Annotated in this window: 17 protein-coding genes; 7 read left to right on the top strand and 10 right to left on the bottom strand. The window is 69.3% G+C overall.

Annotated features, from left to right (window positions below; genetic code table 11):
* Position 1 precedes the first annotated feature (1 nt).
* From ACYCO6_RS20810 to ACYCO6_RS20795, 4 genes are read right to left on the bottom strand one after another with little or no spacing between them, the layout of a single operon-like run.
* On the bottom strand, positions 2-799 hold the full coding sequence (locus tag ACYCO6_RS20810; RefSeq protein WP_459762841.1) for an ABC transporter ATP-binding protein: 798 nt from the start codon (positions 797-799) through the stop codon (positions 2-4).
* On the bottom strand, positions 796-1,722 hold the full coding sequence (locus ACYCO6_RS20805) for an ABC transporter ATP-binding protein (RefSeq protein ID WP_459762839.1): 927 nt from the start codon (positions 1,720-1,722) through the stop codon (positions 796-798). Before ACYCO6_RS20805 ends, ACYCO6_RS20810 begins: the two co-directional genes overlap by 4 nt.
* Positions 1,722-3,116 (bottom strand): high-affinity branched-chain amino acid ABC transporter permease LivM, encoded by a 1,395-nt coding sequence (gene livM, locus ACYCO6_RS20800; protein WP_459762837.1) that lies wholly within the window; start codon positions 3,114-3,116, stop codon positions 1,722-1,724. The genes ACYCO6_RS20805 and livM overlap by 1 nt, the downstream gene beginning before the upstream one ends.
* On the bottom strand, positions 3,116-4,033 hold the full coding sequence (locus ACYCO6_RS20795) for a branched-chain amino acid ABC transporter permease (RefSeq protein WP_459762835.1): 918 nt from the start codon (positions 4,031-4,033) through the stop codon (positions 3,116-3,118). Before ACYCO6_RS20795 ends, livM begins: the two co-directional genes overlap by 1 nt.
* A gap of 243 nt (positions 4,034-4,276) precedes the next feature.
* Here ACYCO6_RS20795 and ACYCO6_RS20790 point away from each other — a divergent pair, with 243 nt between their 5' ends.
* The 5 genes from ACYCO6_RS20790 to ACYCO6_RS20770 all read left to right on the top strand — a co-directional run bounded on the left by ACYCO6_RS20790 (position 4,277) and on the right by ACYCO6_RS20770 (position 9,026).
* Entirely contained in the window at positions 4,277-5,557 is a 1,281-nt protein-coding gene (locus tag ACYCO6_RS20790; protein ID WP_459762833.1) for a dicarboxylate/amino acid:cation symporter, read from the top strand.
* Between the two features lie 27 nt (positions 5,558-5,584).
* Positions 5,585-6,493 (top strand): amino acid ABC transporter substrate-binding protein, encoded by a 909-nt coding sequence (locus ACYCO6_RS20785; RefSeq protein WP_459762831.1) that lies wholly within the window; start codon positions 5,585-5,587, stop codon positions 6,491-6,493.
* A gap of 97 nt (positions 6,494-6,590) precedes the next feature.
* Entirely contained in the window at positions 6,591-7,265 is a 675-nt protein-coding gene (locus tag ACYCO6_RS20780) for a DUF1007 family protein (RefSeq protein ID WP_459762829.1), read from the top strand.
* Positions 7,256-8,248, top strand: coding sequence for a nickel/cobalt transporter (locus ACYCO6_RS20775; protein WP_459762827.1), 993 nt, complete (start codon positions 7,256-7,258; stop codon positions 8,246-8,248). Before ACYCO6_RS20780 ends, ACYCO6_RS20775 begins: the two co-directional genes overlap by 10 nt.
* A gap of 61 nt (positions 8,249-8,309) precedes the next feature.
* Positions 8,310-9,026, top strand: a complete 717-nt coding sequence (locus ACYCO6_RS20770; protein ID WP_459762825.1) for a hypothetical protein — start codon at positions 8,310-8,312, stop codon at positions 9,024-9,026.
* On the opposite strand, the gene ACYCO6_RS20765 is transcribed toward ACYCO6_RS20770, so the two are convergent.
* The 4 genes from ACYCO6_RS20765 to ltrA all read right to left on the bottom strand — a co-directional run bounded on the left by ACYCO6_RS20765 (position 9,027) and on the right by ltrA (position 13,523).
* A complete protein-coding gene (locus tag ACYCO6_RS20765) occupies positions 9,027-9,614 on the bottom strand; it encodes a histidine phosphatase family protein (RefSeq protein WP_459762823.1) in 588 nt (195 codons plus the stop codon).
* A 49-nt stretch (positions 9,615-9,663) separates the two neighbouring features.
* Positions 9,664-10,059, bottom strand: coding sequence for a VOC family protein (locus ACYCO6_RS20760; RefSeq protein ID WP_459762821.1), 396 nt, complete (start codon positions 10,057-10,059; stop codon positions 9,664-9,666).
* A 535-nt stretch (positions 10,060-10,594) separates the two neighbouring features.
* A complete protein-coding gene (gene tnpC / locus ACYCO6_RS20755) occupies positions 10,595-11,875 on the bottom strand; it encodes an IS66 family transposase (protein ID WP_459762615.1) in 1,281 nt (426 codons plus the stop codon).
* A 172-nt stretch (positions 11,876-12,047) separates the two neighbouring features.
* The gene (ltrA, locus tag ACYCO6_RS20750; protein WP_459762819.1) at positions 12,048-13,523 is read right to left on the bottom strand and encodes a group II intron reverse transcriptase/maturase; all 1,476 of its coding nucleotides are present in this window, start codon (positions 13,521-13,523) and stop codon (positions 12,048-12,050) included.
* 455 nt (positions 13,524-13,978) lie between these two features.
* Between ltrA and ACYCO6_RS20745 the strand changes: the two genes are divergently transcribed.
* On the top strand, positions 13,979-15,568 hold the full coding sequence (locus ACYCO6_RS20745; protein ID WP_459773634.1) for a methyl-accepting chemotaxis protein: 1,590 nt from the start codon (positions 13,979-13,981) through the stop codon (positions 15,566-15,568).
* A gap of 7 nt (positions 15,569-15,575) precedes the next feature.
* Here the strand turns inward: ACYCO6_RS20745 and recF are convergent, their stop codons facing one another.
* Positions 15,576-16,730, bottom strand: a complete 1,155-nt coding sequence (gene recF / locus ACYCO6_RS20740) for a DNA replication/repair protein RecF (RefSeq protein ID WP_459762817.1) — start codon at positions 16,728-16,730, stop codon at positions 15,576-15,578.
* Positions 16,731-16,940: 210 nt separating this feature from the next.
* Complete coding sequence (gene dnaN, locus ACYCO6_RS20735) at positions 16,941-18,062, bottom strand: DNA polymerase III subunit beta (RefSeq protein ID WP_459762815.1); 1,122 nt, start codon at positions 18,060-18,062, stop codon at positions 16,941-16,943.
* 211 nt (positions 18,063-18,273) lie between these two features.
* Between dnaN and ACYCO6_RS20730 the strand changes: the two genes are divergently transcribed.
* A complete protein-coding gene (locus ACYCO6_RS20730) occupies positions 18,274-19,578 on the top strand; it encodes an MFS transporter (protein WP_459762813.1) in 1,305 nt (434 codons plus the stop codon).
* The last annotated feature ends 16 nt before the right edge of the window (positions 19,579-19,594 follow it).

Here is a 19,594-nt window from a genome sequence, read left to right as displayed (position 1 = left end):
CTCATGCCCCGACCGGGCCGGCATGGCCCCCCTCCAGATAGGCAGCCTTGACGTTGGGATCGTCGAGGAGCGCCCGCCCGGTTCCGCTCATCGTCACCCGGCCGTTGACCAGCACGTAGCCGCGATGGGCGAGCTTCAGCGCATGGTAGGCATTCTGCTCCACGAGGAAGATCGTCATGCCGTCGGTCCGGTTCAGCTCCCGGATCGCGTCGAAGATGCCCTTCACCACGAGCGGCGCGAGCCCCAGCGACGGCTCGTCGAGGAGCAGCAGGCGCGGGCGGCTCATCAGCGCCCGGGCGATGGCCAGCATCTGCTGCTCGCCCCCCGACATGGTGCCGGCACGCTGGTTCAGGCGCTCCCTCACCCGTGGGAACAGCGCACAGACCTTCTCCAGATCCTCCGCGAAGTAGCGCCCGTCGTGGAGCGCGGCCCCCATCTGGAGGTTCTCGTAGACGCTCATGCGCGGGAAGACCCGGCGCCCCTCGGGTGACTGGGCGATGCCCAGCCGGGCGATCGCGTGGGTCGGCAGCCGGGTGATGTCGCGCCCGTCATAGGTGATCGTCCCCGAGCGGGCCTGAGGGCTGCCGAAGATCGTCATCATCAAGGTCGACTTGCCGGCGCCGTTGGCGCCGATCAGCGTGACGATCTCCCCCTCGGCCACGTCGAGGTCGACACCGCGAAGCGCGGCGACGCTGCCGTAATAGGTCGAGACGTTGCGCACCGCGAGGAGCGGCGGCTTGCGGCCCGCCTGGATCGCCCGGGTCTCCTCGACGAGGACGTTGATGCCGGCGACGCTCATGCCCGCACTCCCGCCGGTGTCCCGGACTGCGCCTCGTCCGCGTGCGGCACGGTGATCCCGACCTCGGCCTCCACGGCCTCCACCTCCTCGTCCTCGACGCCGAGATAGGCGGCGATCACTTTCGGGTCGGAACGCACCTCGGCCGGGGTGCCGTCGGCGATCTTCAGGCCGTAATCGAGCACGACCACGTGGTCGGAGATCTCCATCACCACCGACATGTCGTGCTCGATCAGCAGCACCGAGGTGTCGTGCGCGTCCCGGATGTGGCGCAGCAGCCCGTTCAGCTCGGCCGATTCCCGTGGGTTCAGGCCTGCCGCCGGCTCGTCGAGGCAGAGCAGGACCGGATCGGTGCACATCGCCCGGGCGATCTCCAGGCGTCGCTGCGCGCCGTAGGGCAGGGCGCCTGCGGGGTCGTCGGCCCGGGCCATCAGGTCGATGCGGGCGAGCCAGGCCTTCGCGCGCTCGATCGCAGCCTCCTGGGCATCCCGGAAGCGCTTGAGGCCGAGGAGCCCCAGGATCGTGTAGCCGGAGGCGCGCATGAGGGGAGTGTGCTGGGCGACCAACAGGTTCTCCAGCACCGTCATCCCCTGGAACAGGCGGATGTTCTGAAAGGTACGGGCCACCCGGGCCGTGCGGTTTACCGCATGGTTCGGCAGCCGCTCCAAAAGATGCGTGGTGCCGTCGCCGTGGGCCAGCGTCAGCATCCCCTCGGTCGGCTTGTAGAAACCCGTGATGCAGTTGAACACGGTGGTCTTGCCGGCCCCGTTGGGGCCGATCAGCGCGCTGATGTCGCCGCGCTTGGCCTCGAAGGACAGGTCGGAGACGGCGGTGAGGCCGCCGAACCGCATGGTGAGGTGCTCCACGCTGAGCACCGGCGGCGCGGAAGCCCGTGGCTCCGCCCGGGATCCGGATTGAACCACCATCAGCCGTGCCCCTCGCTGACATGGGCGCCTGAGACGGCGCGGCGCTCACCCAGGGACACGGACGGCAGACGCACCGAGATCAGCCCGCGGGGCCGCCAGACCATCATGGCCACCATGGCGAGACCGAACAGCAGCAGGCGGTATTCGTTGGGATCGAAGCCCTCTCCGAACACGGCCCTGAGGAAGCCGAGGTTGCGCAGCATCTCCGGGCCGCCGACCATCGCCACCGCGGCGATCGCGACGCCGACCTGGCTGCCCATGCCGCCGAGGACGACGATCGCCAGGATGATCGCGCTTTCCAGGAAGTTGAAGCTCTCCGGGCTGATGAAGCCCTGGCGCACGGCGAAGAACGAGCCCGCGAAGCCCCCGAAGGCCGCCCCCAGGGCGAAGGCGGTGAGCTTCGTCGTCGTGGTGTTGATGCCCAGCGACCGGCAGGCGATCTCGTCCTCGCGGAGCGCCTCCCAGGCCCGCCCGATCGGCAGGCGCCGCAGGCGCAGGGTGACGAAGTTGGTGATCAGCGCCAGCGCCAGGATCAGGTAATAGAGGAACACCAAGCGGTGCATCGAATCGTACGGGATGCCGAACCGGGCCGCGAACCCGTCCTCGCCCGCCGTGAACGGGATCCCGAAGAAGGTCGCCCGGGGGATCGATGAAATGCCGGCGCCGCCGCCGGTCACGTCGGTCCAGTTGATCAGCACGAGGCGGATGATCTCGCCGAAGGCGAGGGTGACGATGGCGAGATAGTCGCCCCGCAGGCGCAGCACGGGGAAGCCTAGGATCATGCCCCACAGGCCGGCGAACAGGCCGGCGAGCGGCAGGCAGATCCAGAAGGACAGGCCGAAGGTGGTTGAGAGCAGCGCGTAGGAATAGGCCCCGACCGCGTAGAAGGCGACGTAGCCGAGATCGAGGAGCCCTGCGAGGCCTACCACGATGTTCAAGCCCCAGCCGAGCATCACGTAGGTCAGGATCAGGATGCCAAGGTCGATCCAGTAGCGGGCCGATGACAGACCTCCCGAAGCGAGGGCGGCGATCATCGGCAGGGTCAGGGCGACGCCGATGAACAGCCAGAGGCCGAATGTCGAGACCTTCTGGCCGGCATCGGGCTCACCGTGGACCGCCTCGGTGGCCTGGGCCGGGGAGGGAGTCAGCGCCCGCCGCGCGTCCCGGCGCAGGAGCACGAGGCGCTGGAGGATGCGGGCGAGGAAGATCGCCAGGCAGAGCGCCGCGACCAGCCCCCAGCGCGGCACCAGCACGAGCTCGCTGCCCGGCCCCGGATCCGTCCGGTAGCTGACGATCGGCACGCACAGGCCGAAGGTGACCAGGGCGTAGAGCCCGGCATCGCGCAGGATGCCGGCCATCGCGGATTCGGGAAGCGCAGCCTGAGAACGGGCCATCAGACTTTCTCGACCTCAGGCCGGCCCAGGATGCCCGAGGGCATGAAGATCAGCACGATCGCCAGGATCGAGAAGGCGGCGACGTCCTTGTACTCGATGGAAAAGTAGGCGGACCAGAAGGTCTCGATCAGCCCGATGATCAGGCCGCCGAGCACAGCGCCGGGCAGGGAGCCGATGCCGCCGAGCACCGCCGCGGTGAAGGCCTTCACGCCGGGGACGAACCCGTCCGAGAAGGACACGACGCCGTAATACATGAGGTAGAGGACGCCCGCGACCGCCGCCAGCGCGGCGCCGAGCACGAAGGTCAGCGAGATCGTGCGGTCGACGTCGATGCCCAGCAGCGCCGCCATCTTGCGGTCCTGCTCGCAGGCCCGCTGCGCGCGGCCGAAGGGCGTGCGCTGTACGAGGTACCAGAAGCCCGAGAGCAGCACGACGGTCACCGCCATGATCAGCACCTGCTTCCAGGCCAGGAACACCGCGTAGCCGTCGCGCTCGAACAGGGTGATGCCCCCCGACAGCATCGGTGGCGTCGGCTTGTTGCGCGCGCCCTGCACCACCTGCACGAAGTTCGACAGGAAGATCGACACGCCAATCGCCGAGATCAGCGGCGCCAATCGGAACGAACCGCGCAGCGGCCGGTAGGCCACGCGCTCGATCGCCCAACCCCACAGGGCGGTGAGCACCATGGCGACCACCAGCACCACCAGGAAGGCCAGCGCGATGGAGCTGACGCCGAGCCAGACTGTCAGGAGCAGGAAGCTGATCAGCGCGATGAAGCAGGAGACCATGAAGACGTCGCCGTGGGCGAAGTTCACCATGCCAATGATGCCGAACACCATCGTGTAGCCGATCGCGATCAGGCCGTAGATCGAGCCGAGTGTCAGCCCGTTGATCAACTGCTGTACGAAGACGTCCATGAACTCTCGCGCGCGCGGGTTTCTCGTGCCGCCTACGGAGACCGCAGGCAGCGCGGCGGGGCAAGTCTCGTACCGCAGCCGTAGCGTGCCGGCCACAGGTTTCATTGCCGCCCGAGCGTCGCGTGAAAACAGTCGACCGCGCCAGTAATGCCCCCCGGATGGGCTTGCGCGTGGCGTATTTCGTGCTTCACGTTAACGAACTTTAATGCTCGCTCATCCCGGGCCCAGGCGAGGAGCAGTCCGATGTCAGGTTCGCGACTCACGACGATGATCTTCGTCGGCATGCTGCTCGGGATCGCGGTGGGCTACGCCTGCAGCCTCACCTGGCCGGACCCGCAGACCGCCAAAGAGATTGCCGGCTACATCGCGCTGGTTTCCGATGTCTTCCTGCGGCTGATCAAGATGATCATCGCGCCGCTCGTCTTCTCCACGCTGGTGGTGGGCATCGCGCATCTCGGGGACACGGCCGCAGTTGGCCGCGTCGGCGGCAAGGCGCTCTTGTGGTTCGTCGGCGCCTCGTTCTGCTCGCTGATGCTGGGCCTGATCCTGGTCAACCTGATGCAGCCGGGCGTGAACCTGAACCTGCCGCTGCCCGATGTCGGCGCCGGCACGGGCCTGAAGACGGCCTCGCTCTCGCTCAAGGAATTCGTGACCCACCTCGTGCCCAAGAGCGCCGTCGAGGCGATGGCCAACAACGAGATCCTGCAGATCGTGGTCTTCTCGATCTTCTTCGGCGTGGCGCTGGCGGCACTCGGCGAGAAGGGACACCTCCTCGCGCAAGGCATCGAGGGCCTGGCCGACGTCATGCTGAAGGTGACCGGCTACGTGATGATGTTCGCCCCCGTGGCGGTGTTCGCCGCCATCGCGGCGACGATCACCACGCAGGGGATCGGCGTGCTGGTCACCTACGGCAAGTTCCTCATCGAGTTCTACATCGGGCTCGCGGTGCTCTGGGCGCTGCTGATGGGCGTCGGCTTCCTGATGCTCGGGGGCGGCGGCATCATGCGGCTCATCAACCTGATCAAGGAGCCCTTCGTGCTCGCCTTCTCGACCGCGTCGAGCGAGGCGGCCTACCCGAAGATGCTCACGAACCTCGAGAGGTTTGGCGTTCCGAACCGCATCACCTCGTTCGTGCTGCCGATGGGCTACTCGTTCAACCTCGATGGCTCGATGATGTACTGCACCTTCGCGGTGATGTTCATCGCGCAGGCCTACAACATCCCGCTGACCTGGGGTCAGCAGCTCACGATGCTGTTCCTGCTGATGGTGACCTCGAAGGGCATGGCCGGCGTGCCGCGCGCCTCGCTGGTGGTGATCTCGGCGACGCTGACGCAGTTCAATATCCCGGAGGCCGGCCTCCTGCTGATCATCGGCATCGACCAGTTCCTCGATATGGGCCGCTCGGCCACCAACGTCCTGGGCAACAGCGTCGCCACCGTGGCGGTCGCCAAGTGGGAGGGCCAGCTTACCGCCTCCGACCAGCGCCTCGACCATGTCGGCACCGTGCCCTCGCCGGCGGAGTAGCGGCGGGCGATCATCGGAGGGCGCGTGATGGTGATGCGATCCGTGGCGGTTCTCGTCCTGGTGCTGGCGGCCGCGCCGCCCGCCGCGGCGGTCGAGGTGCTCACCGGGACGCTCAAGCACGTCGCGGAGCGCGGCGAGATCGTGCTCGGCTACCGGGAGAGTTCGGTGCCGTTCTCCTTCGTGGAAGGCCGGCACCCGGACGGCAGCCCCCGGGTGATCGGATACGCCATCGATCTCTGCGGCGAGATCATCGACGACGTGCAGGCGGCGATCGGGCGGCCGGTGCGGATCCGCTACGCGCCGGTCACCGCCGAGACCCGGATCCAGGCGGTGACCTCCGGCCAGATCGACCTCGAATGCGGCTCGACCACGGCCAATGCCGAGCGCCGCAAGCAGGTCGCCTTCTCGCCGGTGGACTACATCAGTGCCACGCAGCTTCTGGTGAAGCGGGGCTCCGGCATCGCCTCCTATCGGGACCTCGGCGGCAAGACCGTGGTGGTCACGGCGGGCACCACCAACGAGAAGGCGGTGCGCGACCTGCTCGGCCGTCTCAAGATCGACGCGCGGATCGTGACGGCGCCCGATCACGCCGCCTCCTACGCCATGGTGAAGGCTGGCAAGGCCGACGCCTTCGCCACGGACGACGTGCTGCTCTACGGGCTGATCGCCACCGACGCGAAAGACGGGGCCCAGTATACGGTGCTGCCCGACAAGCTCTCCTACGAGCCCTACGGCATCATGTTCCGGAAGGACGATCCCGAACTCGCCGGGCTCGTGACGCAGACCTTCACGCGACTCGCCGAGTCGCGGGCGCTGCGCTGGACCTATGAACGCTGGTTCCTCAAGCGCCTGCCTAACGGCGAGCGCCTCGACATCCCGATGTCGAACGACCTGCGGGTGAGCTTCCAGCTGATGGGCCTCGACGGAGGCGAGTGAGCGGGCGTCGCGGGGCAGGGCGCCTCGCTTTCGCCCAACCGGCGGGCGAGGACGGTAGCCCCTGACCGACCCTCCTGCCGCGAGCGTACCTCCGCCCATGCTGATCGCCGCGCATCGCCCGAAACCGCTGGCCTTCCTCCTGGCCGCCGCCCTCGCCTGCGCCGCCTCGGCGGCCTCCGCCCATCCCCACGTCTGGGTGAGCGCGAAGGCGCAGCTCGTCTACGAGGGCGGCAAGCTCGTCGGCGTGCGCGACACCTGGAGCTTCGACCCCGAATACACGGCTTTCGTCACGCAGGGTCTCGACACCAACAAGGACGGCACGCTCAGCCCAAACGAGCTCGCCGGGCTCGCGGCCGAGAACACCGCGAACCTCGCCGAATTCGGCTACTTCACCAAGCTGAAGGTCGGCGGCAAGGAGCAGGCCTTCGCCGCGCCGATGGAGCCGGCGATGCGCATGGAGGACAAGGCCCTGGTCCTGACCTTCCTGCTGCCCCTGAAGAACCCGGCCCAGCAGGGCAGGGGCATCGCGGCGCTGGAGGTCTACGACCCGACCTACTTCGTCGCCTTCTCGTTCGCCGAAGGGGCAGACGCCGCGACCCTGACAGGCGCGCCGCAGGGCTGCGCCGCCACCGTCACGCGCCCGAAAACCGAGCAGCCCAAGACCGCGGAAGCCGGATCGCAAGGCATGACCGAGGCGTTCTTCGAGGCGCTCACAGCCGCCTCGACCTATGGCGTGCAGTTCGCCAGCCGGATCCTCGTCGCGTGTCCGTAGGCATCGGAATCGCGGCGCCGGTCCAGTCGGGACGGCTGGGACTGAGACTCGGCCTCATGGTGCTCGCCATCGGCCTCGCGGCGCTCCTGGCGGCCGGGATCGCCTGGCTCGTCGCCCCCGGCATCACCGCGCCGCCACCGCGCTCGCCCTTCGGGATCGGCTTCCGGGAGGCCGCCCCGGCGTCCACCGGACTCGGCGTGATGATCCTGGCCCTGCAGGCGAGCTTCTCGCGCAGCCTCAACGCGGCGGTGAGCGCGCTCCGGGGTGGGGGCGATTGGCGCCCGCTCACCGGGCTCGCCCTCGCCTACGGCGTGTTCCACGCCGCCGGGCCGGGTCACGGCAAGGCGGTGATCGCCGGCTACATCCTGGCGGGCGAGCGGGCGCTCCGGCGCGGCTGCGCGCTCAGCCTCTGCGCCGCCCTCCTGCAGGCTCTCGTCGCCGGCGCAATCGTCGGCATCGGCGGCCTGATCCTGAACGCCACTGCGGCGAGCCTCACCCGGGCCGGCACACTGATCGAGACCATGAGCTTCGCACTCGTCGCGCTGATCGGGCTGGTCCTGACATGGCGCAAGGCCGGGCGCCTGGTCCATCTCCGCGCGACCTGCGGTCCCGGCTGTACCCACATGCCCGGCCCGCAGGCGCTCGAGACGCTCGAGACGTGGCGCGAGCGGGTCGGGGTGGTCCTGGCGGCGGGCTCGCGCCCCTGTGCCGGGGCGGTGCTGGTCTTGGTCTTCGCCGTATCGCAGGGCGTGCCCGGGGCGGGTGTGCTGGCGGTGCTGGCCATGGCGCTCGGGACGGCGCTCACCACCACGGCCCTGGCCTGCCTCGCGGTCTTCGCCAAGCGTACGGCCCTGCGCCTCGCGGGCGGGAGGGGGCAGGCGGGGCTCCTGGCGCTCGGTGGTCTCGAGTTGGTGGCTGCGGCCTTCGTGCTCGTGCTTGGGGTCGCGATGCTCTCCGGCCTCGCGCCCGGCCTCGGCGGCTGAGGGGCCTCGCCATCCGGGCCGTCTCATGAGAGGCTGCGCACCTCACACGAGGGCCGCGCCGATGCTCGCCGACTTCGAGACGATCCTGAACTGGCGCCTGCTGGCCGGATCGCATCCGTTCCCCGGCCCCGACGGCGGAACCTGCATCAACGAGGCGGCGATCGTCGCTGCGGGACTGCCATACCGGGCGATCCGCTCCAGCGCGGATTGCCCCCCCTGCTTCTCGCGGCCGATCGCGGCTTACGCGCTCGGACTCAACGACGCCATGCCGGACGACGCGCGGCCCCAGCTCATGGCCTTCGTGCTCCGGCTCTCGGGCAGTGCGGATTCCCCGGATATCGAGACCGCCCGCACCCGATGCCTCGCACTGGAGAGCATCCGGCGCATCCTCGCGCCTCTCTGCACCGCCGCCGGCATGGCCGAGGATGCAGAGGCCTGCGCCGGCGCGCCGGACCTGACCGCGGCGCTGGCGGCGGCGCATTCAGCGGCGTGGCGCGGCGGCGCGCGCTCACAGGCAGCGGCCCAGGCGCGACGTTGGCGCGAAGGCGCGCTGACGGCCGCGGTCGCCCGCACGGCCACGGCCGCCCAGCGCGCCGGGGACGATGCGCGCTGCGCCGCGGAGGTCGCGGAGGGCGCCGCCCCGTTCGTGCCCGGCACCTGGGCTCAGGCTTGCGCGGTCCTGGAAGCGGCCCTCGCCATCGGCCGGCAGGCGCCGGAGATCGAACTCGCCGGAGCCCGGCAGCGCCTCGACGCGGCGCGGGCCGTGGCTACGGTCTGATCAGGCCGCGGCGGATTCGGCGTCGAGATCCAGCTCGACGAAACCGCAATTCTCCAGGAACGTGCCGGTGAGATGGTAGAAGAACGTGCCGTGCCCGACCACCGCGATGGTGGTCTCGGGCCGCGCGCGCAGCCAGTCCCGGAAGGCCGCGACCCGGGCGTCGAACAGGTGACGCGGCTCCACCGGATAGCCGCCGACCTCGGAGCCGGGCTCCGCGTGCCACCACACCTCCGGCAGATGCCCGACATCGAGATGCGGGAACTCGGCCGCGATCTCGGAGGCCGCCCGACCAACGTCGCAGCTGCTCTCCTGGCATTCCCGATGCAGAACCTCGACCAGCACGCGCGGCCGGTTCGGATGGTCGCCGAACAGGATCGCGGCGGTCTCAATGGCGCGGGTCAGCGGCGACACCACCGCCAGATCGAATGGGATTTGGCGCAGGCGTTCCCCTGCCTCCCGGGCCTGCGCGCGACCTCGCGGAGTCAGTCGGGCATCGCGAAGACCGGGATCTCCGCCCCCGAGCCGGTGGGCGGCATTGAACGTGGATTCCCCGTGGCGGATGCAAACGATTCGGGTCTTGTCCTGCATGGATCTCAGATGCGTCTCTCGGCGGGCAGGGCGGGCGGTCCCGGAGTGGTCAGGCGAAGCGCCCGCCGCGCTGGATAACCTCGATCTTGTAGCCGTCCGGGTCCGTGGCGAAGAAGAAGCGCGCCAGCACATCCTCGCCGTGCTTGAGCGTCTTCACGTCGGTGGCGGTGAAGCCCTCGCGCCGGTGCCGTGCGTGCTCGGCCTCCACATCATCGACCACGACGGCGATGTGGCCGTAACCGTCGCCGAGATCGTAGGGCCTGTCGCGCCCCTTGTTCACCGTGAGCTCCAGCTCGAACGGCGATGCGGGATCGCGCAGGTAGATCAGGGTGAAGTCGGGAAAGTCGTAGCGGTCCGAGATTTCGAACCCGAAGGCACGGGCATAGTAGTCGCGCGCCCGTCCCTCATCGAGGACGCGGATCATGGCATGGACGGGCTTGGACATGCTTCGGCGGTTCCGTGAGCAAGCGGATGAGTGGGTGTGCCGCACATGTGGCGCCGGACCCCGCCGGCGGAAAGGGCCGATGTGCGCAACGCGGGCTCGCCGCTCAGGCATGGGCGGCAGTACGCCTGCCGCTCGCCCACCGTCTCCCTTCGGAATGCGCCTGCCGCACGGCGCCCGGGATTAAAGCGGCCAGCGAAGATCACCGACAACCGGCCCGATCTGAAGATATACCCCGAAAGTTTCTCGATTATCTGCAGATACACCCAATTCCATCTTGTATTCATGCGAGTTTTGTTTGTCAAAATATGATTGACAAGCCTATATTGCAGCAAAAACCGGATAATACGACAGCAAAAGTACCGTATACGCCTCCTCTATAATTTGCTGATTCGTAAATTTTTAAGATGTCGACTTCACGTTTGGCTGGAATCATTCTCGTATGTTCAGGCCACCACCGTAGGCCGAGGAGAAAGCGCCCATGTTGCGGCTGTCGAATATCAAGGTGCGTAATTACCCAGGCCTGTGATGGCTGGGCTCAGGCGCCGACGGTTTTGAGGATGGCGCCGAAGGGACTGCTGCCTGTGAGGCGCGCGGTGTCGACGACGGTGCGAATGGCGGCCTCGCCCTCGGCCGCCCACATGGCCCGGTAGCCGTTGGTGACCTTCCGCTGCACGACAGCCGGACGCAGCAGCCGCTCGGAGCCGTTGTTCGTCGGCTCGACCTTTCCGGGATAGGCGAGGAAGACCAGGAGCTGATCGCGGGCGCGGCTGATCTTGGCCTGTAGGTCGCGGCTCAGATCACAGCGGCTCGACGTGGCGAGGATGGCACCCAGTTGCCGATCCAGGCTGCGGCGCTTGGCCGAGAGCGTCGCGGCGGCCAAGTCGGTGACGCGCCCGGCCAGGGCGAACACGCGCTGCAGCCAGAGTTGCAGACGCCAGGGCACGGGATCGTCGCTGGCCTCGACGACATAGGCGACGTCGCGTGCCAGATGCGCCAGGCAGGTCTGGTGCTCATCCGCATGGCCTTGCTGGGCGGTGTAGCGGTCGGAGATCCACACCGCGGGCCGATGCCCGTCCATCATCTCGTGCACCACGACAGCGCCGCGCGTCGGCGAGGCCGCGTGCACCACGGCTTGCGCCGAGTGGAACAGCCAGTGGTAAGCGTTCGAGCCCTCGATCCGCACGCCGGTCTCGTCGCAGGCGACAACCTCGGCCTTGCGCAGGGCGGCGATGGCAGTGTCACGACCGGCACGGAAGCGGCCTTGCGCGCGGCGGAGCAGGTTCATCAGACCGCCCTGGCTCAGCGTCAGACCGAACAGGTCGGAGAGCGCCGCCTGCAGCCGTTCGTAGGAGAGCGCCTGGAAGGTCTTCAGGTACGTCGCCACCGCGTGCAGCCGCGGACCGAACGGGGTGCCGCGCGCCGCCTCCGGCACCGGTGCGACGACCCGCTCTCCGCAGCTCGGACAACAAACGGCGAGGCGCTGGTGCTGCGTCACGATCGGCGCCACCGCGGGCAGCTCGATTTGCTCAGAGACGCTGACGATCTCTGCCGGAAGAGCGGCATGCAGGCTGCCGCCGCAGCGCGTGCAAGCCTCGGGACGATGCTCGACGAGCGTATCGGGATCGTCGCTCAACGCCCGGCTGTGACCCTCGTGACCGGGCTTGGCGCCGCCGGGCTTGGACTGCGCGCGCTGCTCCTTGCGATCGGTCGCGGGCGGCTTGGACGAGGTGCGCGAGGTCTTCTCTGGCCGCTGCAGCCGCAGCACCAACTCGATCAGCTCCTCGCGGCTCAGCCGTTCCAGTTCGCTGCGGCCCATCTCACGAGAGAATCAGCGAAATTGGCTCCCGGCAAGAGGCAAGCTCGTCCCGGCAAGCGGCGCAGCCGCGGGCGTTCAACCGCCGACCAATCCACCCCGTTCCCGGTAGGGACGCTCCTTTCGGAGCGCCCCCCGGACAGATCCGTACGAGCGGGATTCCCGCATACGGCTCCTACCTCGGGTGTCTGACGGCGAAGCGGACGCTGGGCCAGGGATGACGGATGCGGGGCGGTGGGAGCCAGTCGCCGACCAACCTCGCCATGCGGTCCCAGGTGAGGGCGTCCTTCTGGCTGCGCCGCCGGAGCGTGCGCCGCCAGAGGTCCCCCACCCAATGCCGGAACGCCGCGAGCGCCCGGCTGTTGGTCGGCACCGCATAGTAGGCGAAGTGACCGGTCACGACCTGCTTCAGCCACGCTCCCTGGACCGGGATCGGCTGATGCATGCGCCGCCGAAGCTCCTCCTTCAGCTCCTGGAGTTTGGCACGCCTGCGGTCGGCCCGGGTGATCCTCTTGAGGAGGTACCGTCCCTTGCGCGACCGGGCGCAGATGTGCGTGAACCCGAGGAAGTCGAAGGTCTCCGGTTTGCCCAGACCCCGGCTCGATCGGCGAGCGGCCACGTGGCGGCCGAACTCGATCAGTCGGGTCTTGTCCGGATTGAGCCTCAGGGCGAACGCCTCCAACCGCGCCTGCATCGCGTCCCGGAAGCGGCGGGCGTCGTCCTCCCGTTCGAAGCCGACGATCTGGTCGTCGGCGTAGCGCACCACGATCATCGCGCCCCGGGCCTCCCGCCGTCGCCAGCGCTCGGCCCAGAGATCGAAGGCGTAGTGCAGGTAGACGTTGCCCAGGAGCGGCGAGATCACCGATCCTTGCCCCGTCCCCCTGTCGTCGACGGTGACGATCCCGTCCTCCAGCACCCCCGCCTTCATCCATCTCTGGATCAGGCGGAGGATGCGTCGGTCGCCGATGCGGTGTTCAAGGAAGCGGATCATCCATCTCTGGTCGATCGCTCCGAAGAAGTTCTCCACGTCGGCGTCCAGGATGTGGTTCACCTTGCACTGGTCGATCGCCACCGCCAGGGCGTCGAGCGCATCGTGCGGTCCCCGTCCGGGCCGGAACCCGTAGGAGAAGCCGAGGAAGTCCTCCTCGTAGATGGCGCTTAGCACCATGGCGGTCGCGCCCTGGACGATCTTGTCCTCCAGGGCCGCGATCGCCAGCGGCCGCTGCCGCCCGTCCGCCTTCGGTATGTACGTCCGGCGGGACGGCTGCGGGCGGTAGCGTCCTCCATGGATCCGATCGTGAAGGTCCGCGAGCCGAAGCTCGATCCCCACCTCGTAGTCCTCCCACGTCACGCCATCCACGCCCGCGGCGGCCCGGCGCTTGAGCGCCAGGAACGCTGCTCGGAGCAGATCAACGTCGATGTGGTGCAGGAGCGCGGTGAACCGTTCCGTCCTCCCAAGCCTTGCTGCTTGCCGTACGCGCTCCAGCGCCTGTGTCACGCCAGCCCGGCCCTGGGTCCGGAGCGTGCTTTGCCGGTTCGCGTTCCCCTCGGTTCCCGGCCTTGGCTCCACCGGCTCCGCCCCCGGTTGCCCGAGTTTGTTCGTCGGCTTCACGGCTACTATGCCGGGATCAGACTTCTCCCGATCGTTCATCGGCGGCTACGGCTCCTCGCCTTCCCGCCACGGACCGATCCGCCACGACAGCCATCGGCCGATCGGGAGATCTCCCGGTTCCCGAACAAGGAACGTCCGCACATGCCAGGGTCTGCGACCACGCCGGGTCGGGCAGGCACTCGCGATGACGCGCCTGTCCGTGTTGCCTTCCGGCTACCCAACGCCGTCGGCACCCGGGAGATGTAACTGTCGCGGCTCGATACCTGGCCTGCACGCTCCCCTACCGACGCTTCGCCGACGGCCTCACGGACGCCCACGCACGGCTCGGGGCCGATGCGGCTCGCTACGCCTTCATCGTGACGGACTTCCACCATCTGTTCCTTGCCGGTCTCCCGGCGCTCTGGGTAATTACCAAGGTGCTGCCCAAGCTGGCTGCCGTCATCGCGCTGATCAGCCTGATCGTCGGCGGCTGCGTCTGGTACGCCCAGTCGCGAATGACCACGATCGACGATGGATACAGCCGATTCATCGTCAACGAGGCGGCGGCCGTCGCCGAGGCGCGCCGGCTCAACCGGCTGATGATCGAACTCAACTACTGGGTCTATCGGGTCATCGCGGAGACCGACGCGAACCAGATGCAGGACGCCAACAAGGGTTTCGAGTCCGTTCTGCCCCGGGTGAAGGCGCTTCTCCCGGTCTTCCGGTCGCACGCGCCGACCTTCACGGCGCGCATCGACGAGCAGACAGCCCGCATTGAGCGCTACGTCCTGGACGTGAGCGAGGTTCGCCGGCTCGGCACCGCCAACCAGAACGACCAAGCCATCGCGCTGGTCCATTCGGCAGTCGATCCGACTTTCTCCAGCCTGCTGGCCGACGGCAACAAGCTCGCCGAGGACATCACCGCTTACATGCAGAAGGGCTCGGACGACCTGACCGACCAGACCAACGCGACCCGCCAGACCCTGATGATCGTCAGCGCCCTCGGCATGCTGGCCGGCCTGCTTGCGGCCGTGTTCATCGCGACCGTCGGCATCACCCGCCCGCTCGGTCGCCTGGTCGCGGTCCTGCAGCGCATGGCGCAGGGGGAGATCGACGCCGAGATCAAGGAGGCGGCCCGCCGGGACGAGGTCGGGGCGGTCGGCAGGGCGGTCGAGGGCATCAAGGCGATGGTGGCCCGCAAGGCCGCCGCGGAGGCCGAGGTCAAGCGCCTGGCCGACGAGGCCGCGGCGGCCGAGCGCAAGCGCACCATGCTGGAACTCGCCGACGGGTTCGAGCGCGCGGTCGGGAGCATCGTCGGGACGGTCTCGTCCTCGGCCACCGAGCTGCAGGCCACCGCCCAGACCATGACGTCGAGCGCCACCGAGACAGCCAGCCAGTCGACCACCGTGGCGGCCGCCGCCGAGCAGGCCGCCGCCAACGTCCAGACCGTGGCGGCCGCCGCCGAGGAGCTGGGCTCGTCGGTCCAGGAGATCGGCCGGCAGGTGCTCGGCTCGGCCGGCCTCGCTCAGACGGCAGTCGGCGAGGCGGACGAGACCCAGCACCTCGTGCAGGCGTTGACGCAGGCGGTCACCCGCATCGGCGACATGGTCGGGCTGATCTCCAACATCGCCGGGCAGACCAACCTGCTGGCGCTCAACGCCACCATCGAGGCTGCGCGCGCCGGCGAGGCGGGGCGCGGCTTCGCGGTGGTCGCCGCCGAAGTGAAGGAGCTCGCGCAACAGACCGCCCGGGCCACCGAAGAAATCGGCCAGCAGATCGGGCAGATCCAGGGGGTGACGGGCCAGGCGGTCGCGGCCATCGGCGGAATCACCGCGCGGATCCGTGAGATCGACGCCGTCGCCACCACCATCGCGGCGGCGGTCGAGCAGCAGGGCGCGGCCACGCAGGAGATCGTCCGCAACGTCTCGCAGGCCGCCACTGGAACCGACGAGGTGACGAGCAACATCACCGGCGTGGCCCGCGCCTCCGAGGAGACGGGCGCGGCCGCCGCCCAGGTGCTCGGGGCCGCCGGCGAGCTGTCGCGCCAGTCCGAGCACCTCGGCGCCGAGGTGTCCCGGTTCCTCGCCACCGTCCGGGCCGCCTGAGGCCCGCTCAGGCCCCGATCCGCAGCACCTCGGTCCGGTCGCCAGCCTGCGCGAAGGCGGCCGGATCGGCTCCGGTCATCCAGACCTGACCGGGCAAGGCGTCGAGGGCCTCGAACAGGCCGGCCCGCCGGCGCGGGTCTAGGTGGGCCGCCACCTCGTCGAGGAGGATCACGGGCGCGATGCCGCTCATCGCCCGCACCAACCGGGCATGGGCCAGGACGAGGCCGATCAGCAGGGCCTTCTGCTCGCCCGTGGAGGCCGTCCCGGCCGGGACGTCTTTAGGCCCATGGCGGACGACGAGATCGGTTGTCTGCGGCCCGATCAGGGTGCGGCCGGCGGCCCGGTCCCGGTGGCGGCCGTTGCGCAGGGCGAGGCGGAAGCGGTCCTCCGCCTCGATGGCCGGCCAGACCGCCACGAGGTCGTCGAGGTCACCCTCCAGGCGGATCGAGGCCCAGGGGAAGGGCTGCGCGTCGTCTCGGGTCTCGGCGATCAGCCGGTCGAGGCGCTCGGCGGTCTCCCGGCGGGCGAGCGCCACGGCGACACCGAGTTCCGCCACCTCGCGCTCCACGGCGTCGAGCCAGCGGTCGTCGTCGGGCCGCTCCTCCAGCAGCCGGTTGCGCGAGCGCAGGGCGCGCTCCATCGCGGAGACCCGGGCGCCGTGGCCGGCATCGACCGCCAGGACGAGACGGTCGAGGAACCGCCGCCGGTCACCCGCAGCCCCGCGAAACAACCCGTCGAGGTCTGGCGTCAGCCAGACCACCCGGAGGAACTCGCTGAAGGCCACCGGGGAGGGGGCCGAGGCGCCGTCAATGCGGCAGAGGCGGCTCGACCGCCCGTCGGGCCCCGGTGGCTCCAGTCCCGTGCCGAGCCGGTGCTCGGCACCATCGCGGTCGAGGGTGAGCGACACGGCGAAGCCCCCCGGGCCCCCGGTGCGCGCCATGGTGGCGAATTCCGCCCGGCGCAGGCCTCGGCCCGGCACGAACAGGGAGATCGCCTCGAGCAGGTTGGTCTTGCCGGCGCCGTTCTCGCCCACGAGGGCCACGAAGCGGGCTCCGGGGGTGAGTTCGAGATCGGCGTGGTTGCGGAAATCGCGGGCGATCAGGCGGGTGACGCGCAGGTCCGGACCATCGGTCTCGATCCGCCGATCGAGGCTCTCGCTCATCGGCGTACCCGGAGGTCGAGATGAACCGCGTTCAACAAGCCCTTCTTGTCTTCCATCCCATCCAACCACCTCATCCTGAGGCGCCCGCGTCCGCGGGCCTCGAAGGAGGGCTCCAGAACCTATGTCGTGATCTGGAGACCTCCTGCGAGGCCCCCGCTACGCTCCGGCACCTCAGGATGAGGGCGGGAACAAGACGTTGCCGGGGCAGCCTTAAACCCGCATCGGCATGAGCACGTAGAGCGCCGGCGCGCCTTCACGGTCCTGAATCAGGGTCGGGGAGCCCGGATCGGCGAGCTTGAACAAAGCGGTGTCGCCTTCGAGTTGCGCCGTGATGTCGAGCAGGTAGCGCGCGTTGAAGCCGATATCGAGGTTGGCCGCCTCGTAGTCGACATCCAGCTCCTCGGTGGCGCTGCCTGAATCCGGATTGTTCACCGACAGAGCAAGCCGCCCCTCGCCGAGCCCGAGCTTCACGGCGCGGCCGCGCTCGGACGAGATCGTCGAGACCCGGTCCACCGCCTTGGCGAAGGCGTCGCGCTCCACGGTCAGCCGCTTGTCGTTGTTGGCCGGGATCACCCGCTGATAGTCCGGGAAGGTGCCGTCGATCAGCTTGGAGATCAGGGTCAGGCCGCCGGCGAAGCGCAGGCGGATCTTTGCGGGCGACAGGTCGACCGCGACCGTCTCGCCGCCGTCGTCGAGGAGCTTCTGGATCTCGGCCACCGCCTTGCGGGGCACGATCACGCCGGGCATGCCGACGCTGCCCTGGGGCGCCGGGATCTCGACACGGGCGAGTCGGTGGCCGTCGGTGGCCACGGCCCGCATCACCGGGCCGCTCTCGGTCTCCAGCGTGTGCAGGTAGATGCCGTTGAGGTAGTAGCGCGTCTCCTCGGTCGAGATCGCGAACTGCGTCTTGTCGATCAGACGCTTGAGGTCGGCGGCGGCGATCTCGAACCCGTGCGGCATCTCGCCGGCGGCGAGATCCGGGAAGTCGCCCTCCGGCAGGGCCCCCAGCGCGAAGCGCGAGCGACCCGAGCGGATCGTCATCTGGCCGGCCTCGCCGCCGGTCTCCAGAGAGACCTGCGCTCCCTCGGGGAGCTTGCGCACGATATCGTAGATCACGTGCGCCGGCACCGTGGTGGCGCCGGCATCCGCCACGTCGGCGGGCACGCTCTCGGTCACCTCGATGTCGAGGTCGGTCGCCCGCAGCTGGAGGCCCGAACCTTCCGCGCGCAGGAGCACGTTCGACAGGATCGGGATCGTGTTGCGGCGCTCGACGACCCGGTGCACGTGGCCGAGCGACCTCAGCAGGGCCGCGCGCTCGACGGTGACTCTCATCGCAATACTCGAGTGATGTGGAAGGGCGCCGCGGCCGGCGCCCCTCGCGGTATGTGGCCGGTCAGCTTGGCGAAGGGGACCGGCGAACGCAAGGCCGCCACCGGCGCATCGCACAGGCGAGCCGTCCCGGAACCGCTTTCGGGGTTTCCGCGCGCGCTGGGTCGTGCGAAAGCGCCGCAATCACGTTGGCATTCCAATCCCTCACACGATCATGCTGCAGACCGTCGAAACCGCGCGCGCCACTGGTGCCGCACCGAGTGCCGGCCGGATCCTGACCGCGAGCTTCGTCGGCACAGCGATCGAGTTCTTCGACTTCTACATCTACGCCACCGCCACCGCCCTGGTGATCGGCCCGGTCTTCTTCCCGGCGGGCGCCCCCGGCGTGCAGCAGCTCAGCGCGTTCGCGACCTTCGCCATCGCGTTCATCGCGCGGCCGGTGGGCGCGGCCCTCTTCGGGCATTTCGGCGACCGGGTCGGCCGCAAGGCGACCCTGGTGGCCTCGCTGCTGATCATGGGCCTCTCCACGGTCCTGATCGGCTGCCTGCCGACCTACGCCTCCGTCGGCTGGTGGGCGCCCGCCGCCCTCTGCCTCCTGCGTTGCGGGCAAGGCATCGGGTTCGGTGGGGAATGGGGCGGGGCAGCGCTGCTCGCCGTGGAGAACGCTCCGCCCGGCCGGCGGGCGTGGTACGGGATCTTCCCGCAGCTCGGCGCGCCGGTGGGCTTCATCCTGGCCAATCTCGGCTTCCTCGCGCTCAGCTTCGGCCTTTCGCCCGAGAGCTTCCAGGCCTGGGGCTGGCGCCTGCCGTTCCTGGCCTCGGCCGCCCTGGTGGGCGTCGGGCTCTACGTGCGCCTGAAGCTCACGGAGACGCCGGCCTTCAAGGCCGCGCTGAGCCAGGCGCGGCCGGAGCGCATACCCTTCGCCACGATGCTGACGCAGCACGGGCGCGCGGTCCTGATCGGCACCTTCGCGATGGTGGCGGTCTACGCGGTGTTCTACCTCTCCACCGTGTTCGCGCTGGGCTACGGCACCGGCACGCTCGGCTACACCCGGCCGACCTTCCTGCTGTTCGAGTGCATCGCGGTCTGCTTCATGGCGCTCGGCACCGTGGCCTCGGGCGCCGCCGCCGACCGTTTCGGGCGCCGTCCGGTCCTGCTCTCCGGGATGGCCGCCGTGTTCCTGCTGGGCTTCCTGATGGGGCCGATGCTCGGCCAAGCCGCCGGCACCGGGACATGGCCGCCGGTCCTGGGCTTCCTCTGCCTCAGCCTGCTCGCCATGGGCTGGGTGTTCGGGCCGATGGGCGCAGTGCTGCCGGAACTGTTCCCGACCCGGGTGCGCTACACGGGTGCGTCGGTCACCTACAACCTTGCGGGGATCCTGGGCGCCTCCGGGGCGCCCTACATCGCGCAGGAACTCGCGGCCTATGGCGGGATCGGCTTCGTCGGGGTCTACCTGGCGGTGGCCGCAACCCTCAGCTTCCTCGCCGTCCTGGCGATGCCGGAGACGGCCCGGCGGTGAGGCGCCCCCGAAGCGC

This window comes from Methylobacterium sp. CM6257 (assembly GCF_054611515.1).
Note: the sequence above shows the minus strand (reverse complement) of the source record. Positions and strands in the feature narration are given on the sequence as shown.

Bases quoted from the DNA above. Each gene is read 5' to 3' on its own strand.
- ACYCO6_RS20810 (WP_459762841.1), bottom strand. From the start codon at position 799: ATGAGCGTCGCCGGCATCAACGTCCTCGTCGAGGAGACCCGGGCGATC.
- ACYCO6_RS20805 (WP_459762839.1), bottom strand. From the start codon at position 1,722: ATGGTGGTTCAATCCGGATCCCGGGCGGAGCCACGGGCTTCCGCGCCG.
- livM (WP_459762837.1), bottom strand. From the start codon at position 3,116: ATGGCCCGTTCTCAGGCTGCGCTTCCCGAATCCGCGATGGCCGGCATC.
- ACYCO6_RS20795 (WP_459762835.1), bottom strand. From the start codon at position 4,033: ATGGACGTCTTCGTACAGCAGTTGATCAACGGGCTGACACTCGGCTCG.
- ACYCO6_RS20790 (WP_459762833.1), top strand. From the start codon at position 4,277: ATGTCAGGTTCGCGACTCACGACGATGATCTTCGTCGGCATGCTGCTC.
- ACYCO6_RS20785 (WP_459762831.1), top strand. From the start codon at position 5,585: ATGGTGATGCGATCCGTGGCGGTTCTCGTCCTGGTGCTGGCGGCCGCG.
- ACYCO6_RS20780 (WP_459762829.1), top strand. From the start codon at position 6,591: ATGCTGATCGCCGCGCATCGCCCGAAACCGCTGGCCTTCCTCCTGGCC.
- ACYCO6_RS20770 (WP_459762825.1), top strand. From the start codon at position 8,310: ATGCTCGCCGACTTCGAGACGATCCTGAACTGGCGCCTGCTGGCCGGA.
- ACYCO6_RS20765 (WP_459762823.1), bottom strand. From the start codon at position 9,614: ATGCAGGACAAGACCCGAATCGTTTGCATCCGCCACGGGGAATCCACG.
- ACYCO6_RS20760 (WP_459762821.1), bottom strand. From the start codon at position 10,059: ATGTCCAAGCCCGTCCATGCCATGATCCGCGTCCTCGATGAGGGACGG.
- tnpC (WP_459762615.1), bottom strand. From the start codon at position 11,875: ATGGGCCGCAGCGAACTGGAACGGCTGAGCCGCGAGGAGCTGATCGAG.
- ltrA (WP_459762819.1), bottom strand. From the start codon at position 13,523: ATGAACGATCGGGAGAAGTCTGATCCCGGCATAGTAGCCGTGAAGCCG.
- ACYCO6_RS20745 (WP_459773634.1), top strand. From the start codon at position 13,979: ATGACCACGATCGACGATGGATACAGCCGATTCATCGTCAACGAGGCG.
- recF (WP_459762817.1), bottom strand. From the start codon at position 16,730: ATGAGCGAGAGCCTCGATCGGCGGATCGAGACCGATGGTCCGGACCTG.
- dnaN (WP_459762815.1), bottom strand. From the start codon at position 18,062: ATGAGAGTCACCGTCGAGCGCGCGGCCCTGCTGAGGTCGCTCGGCCAC.
- ACYCO6_RS20730 (WP_459762813.1), top strand. From the start codon at position 18,274: ATGCTGCAGACCGTCGAAACCGCGCGCGCCACTGGTGCCGCACCGAGT.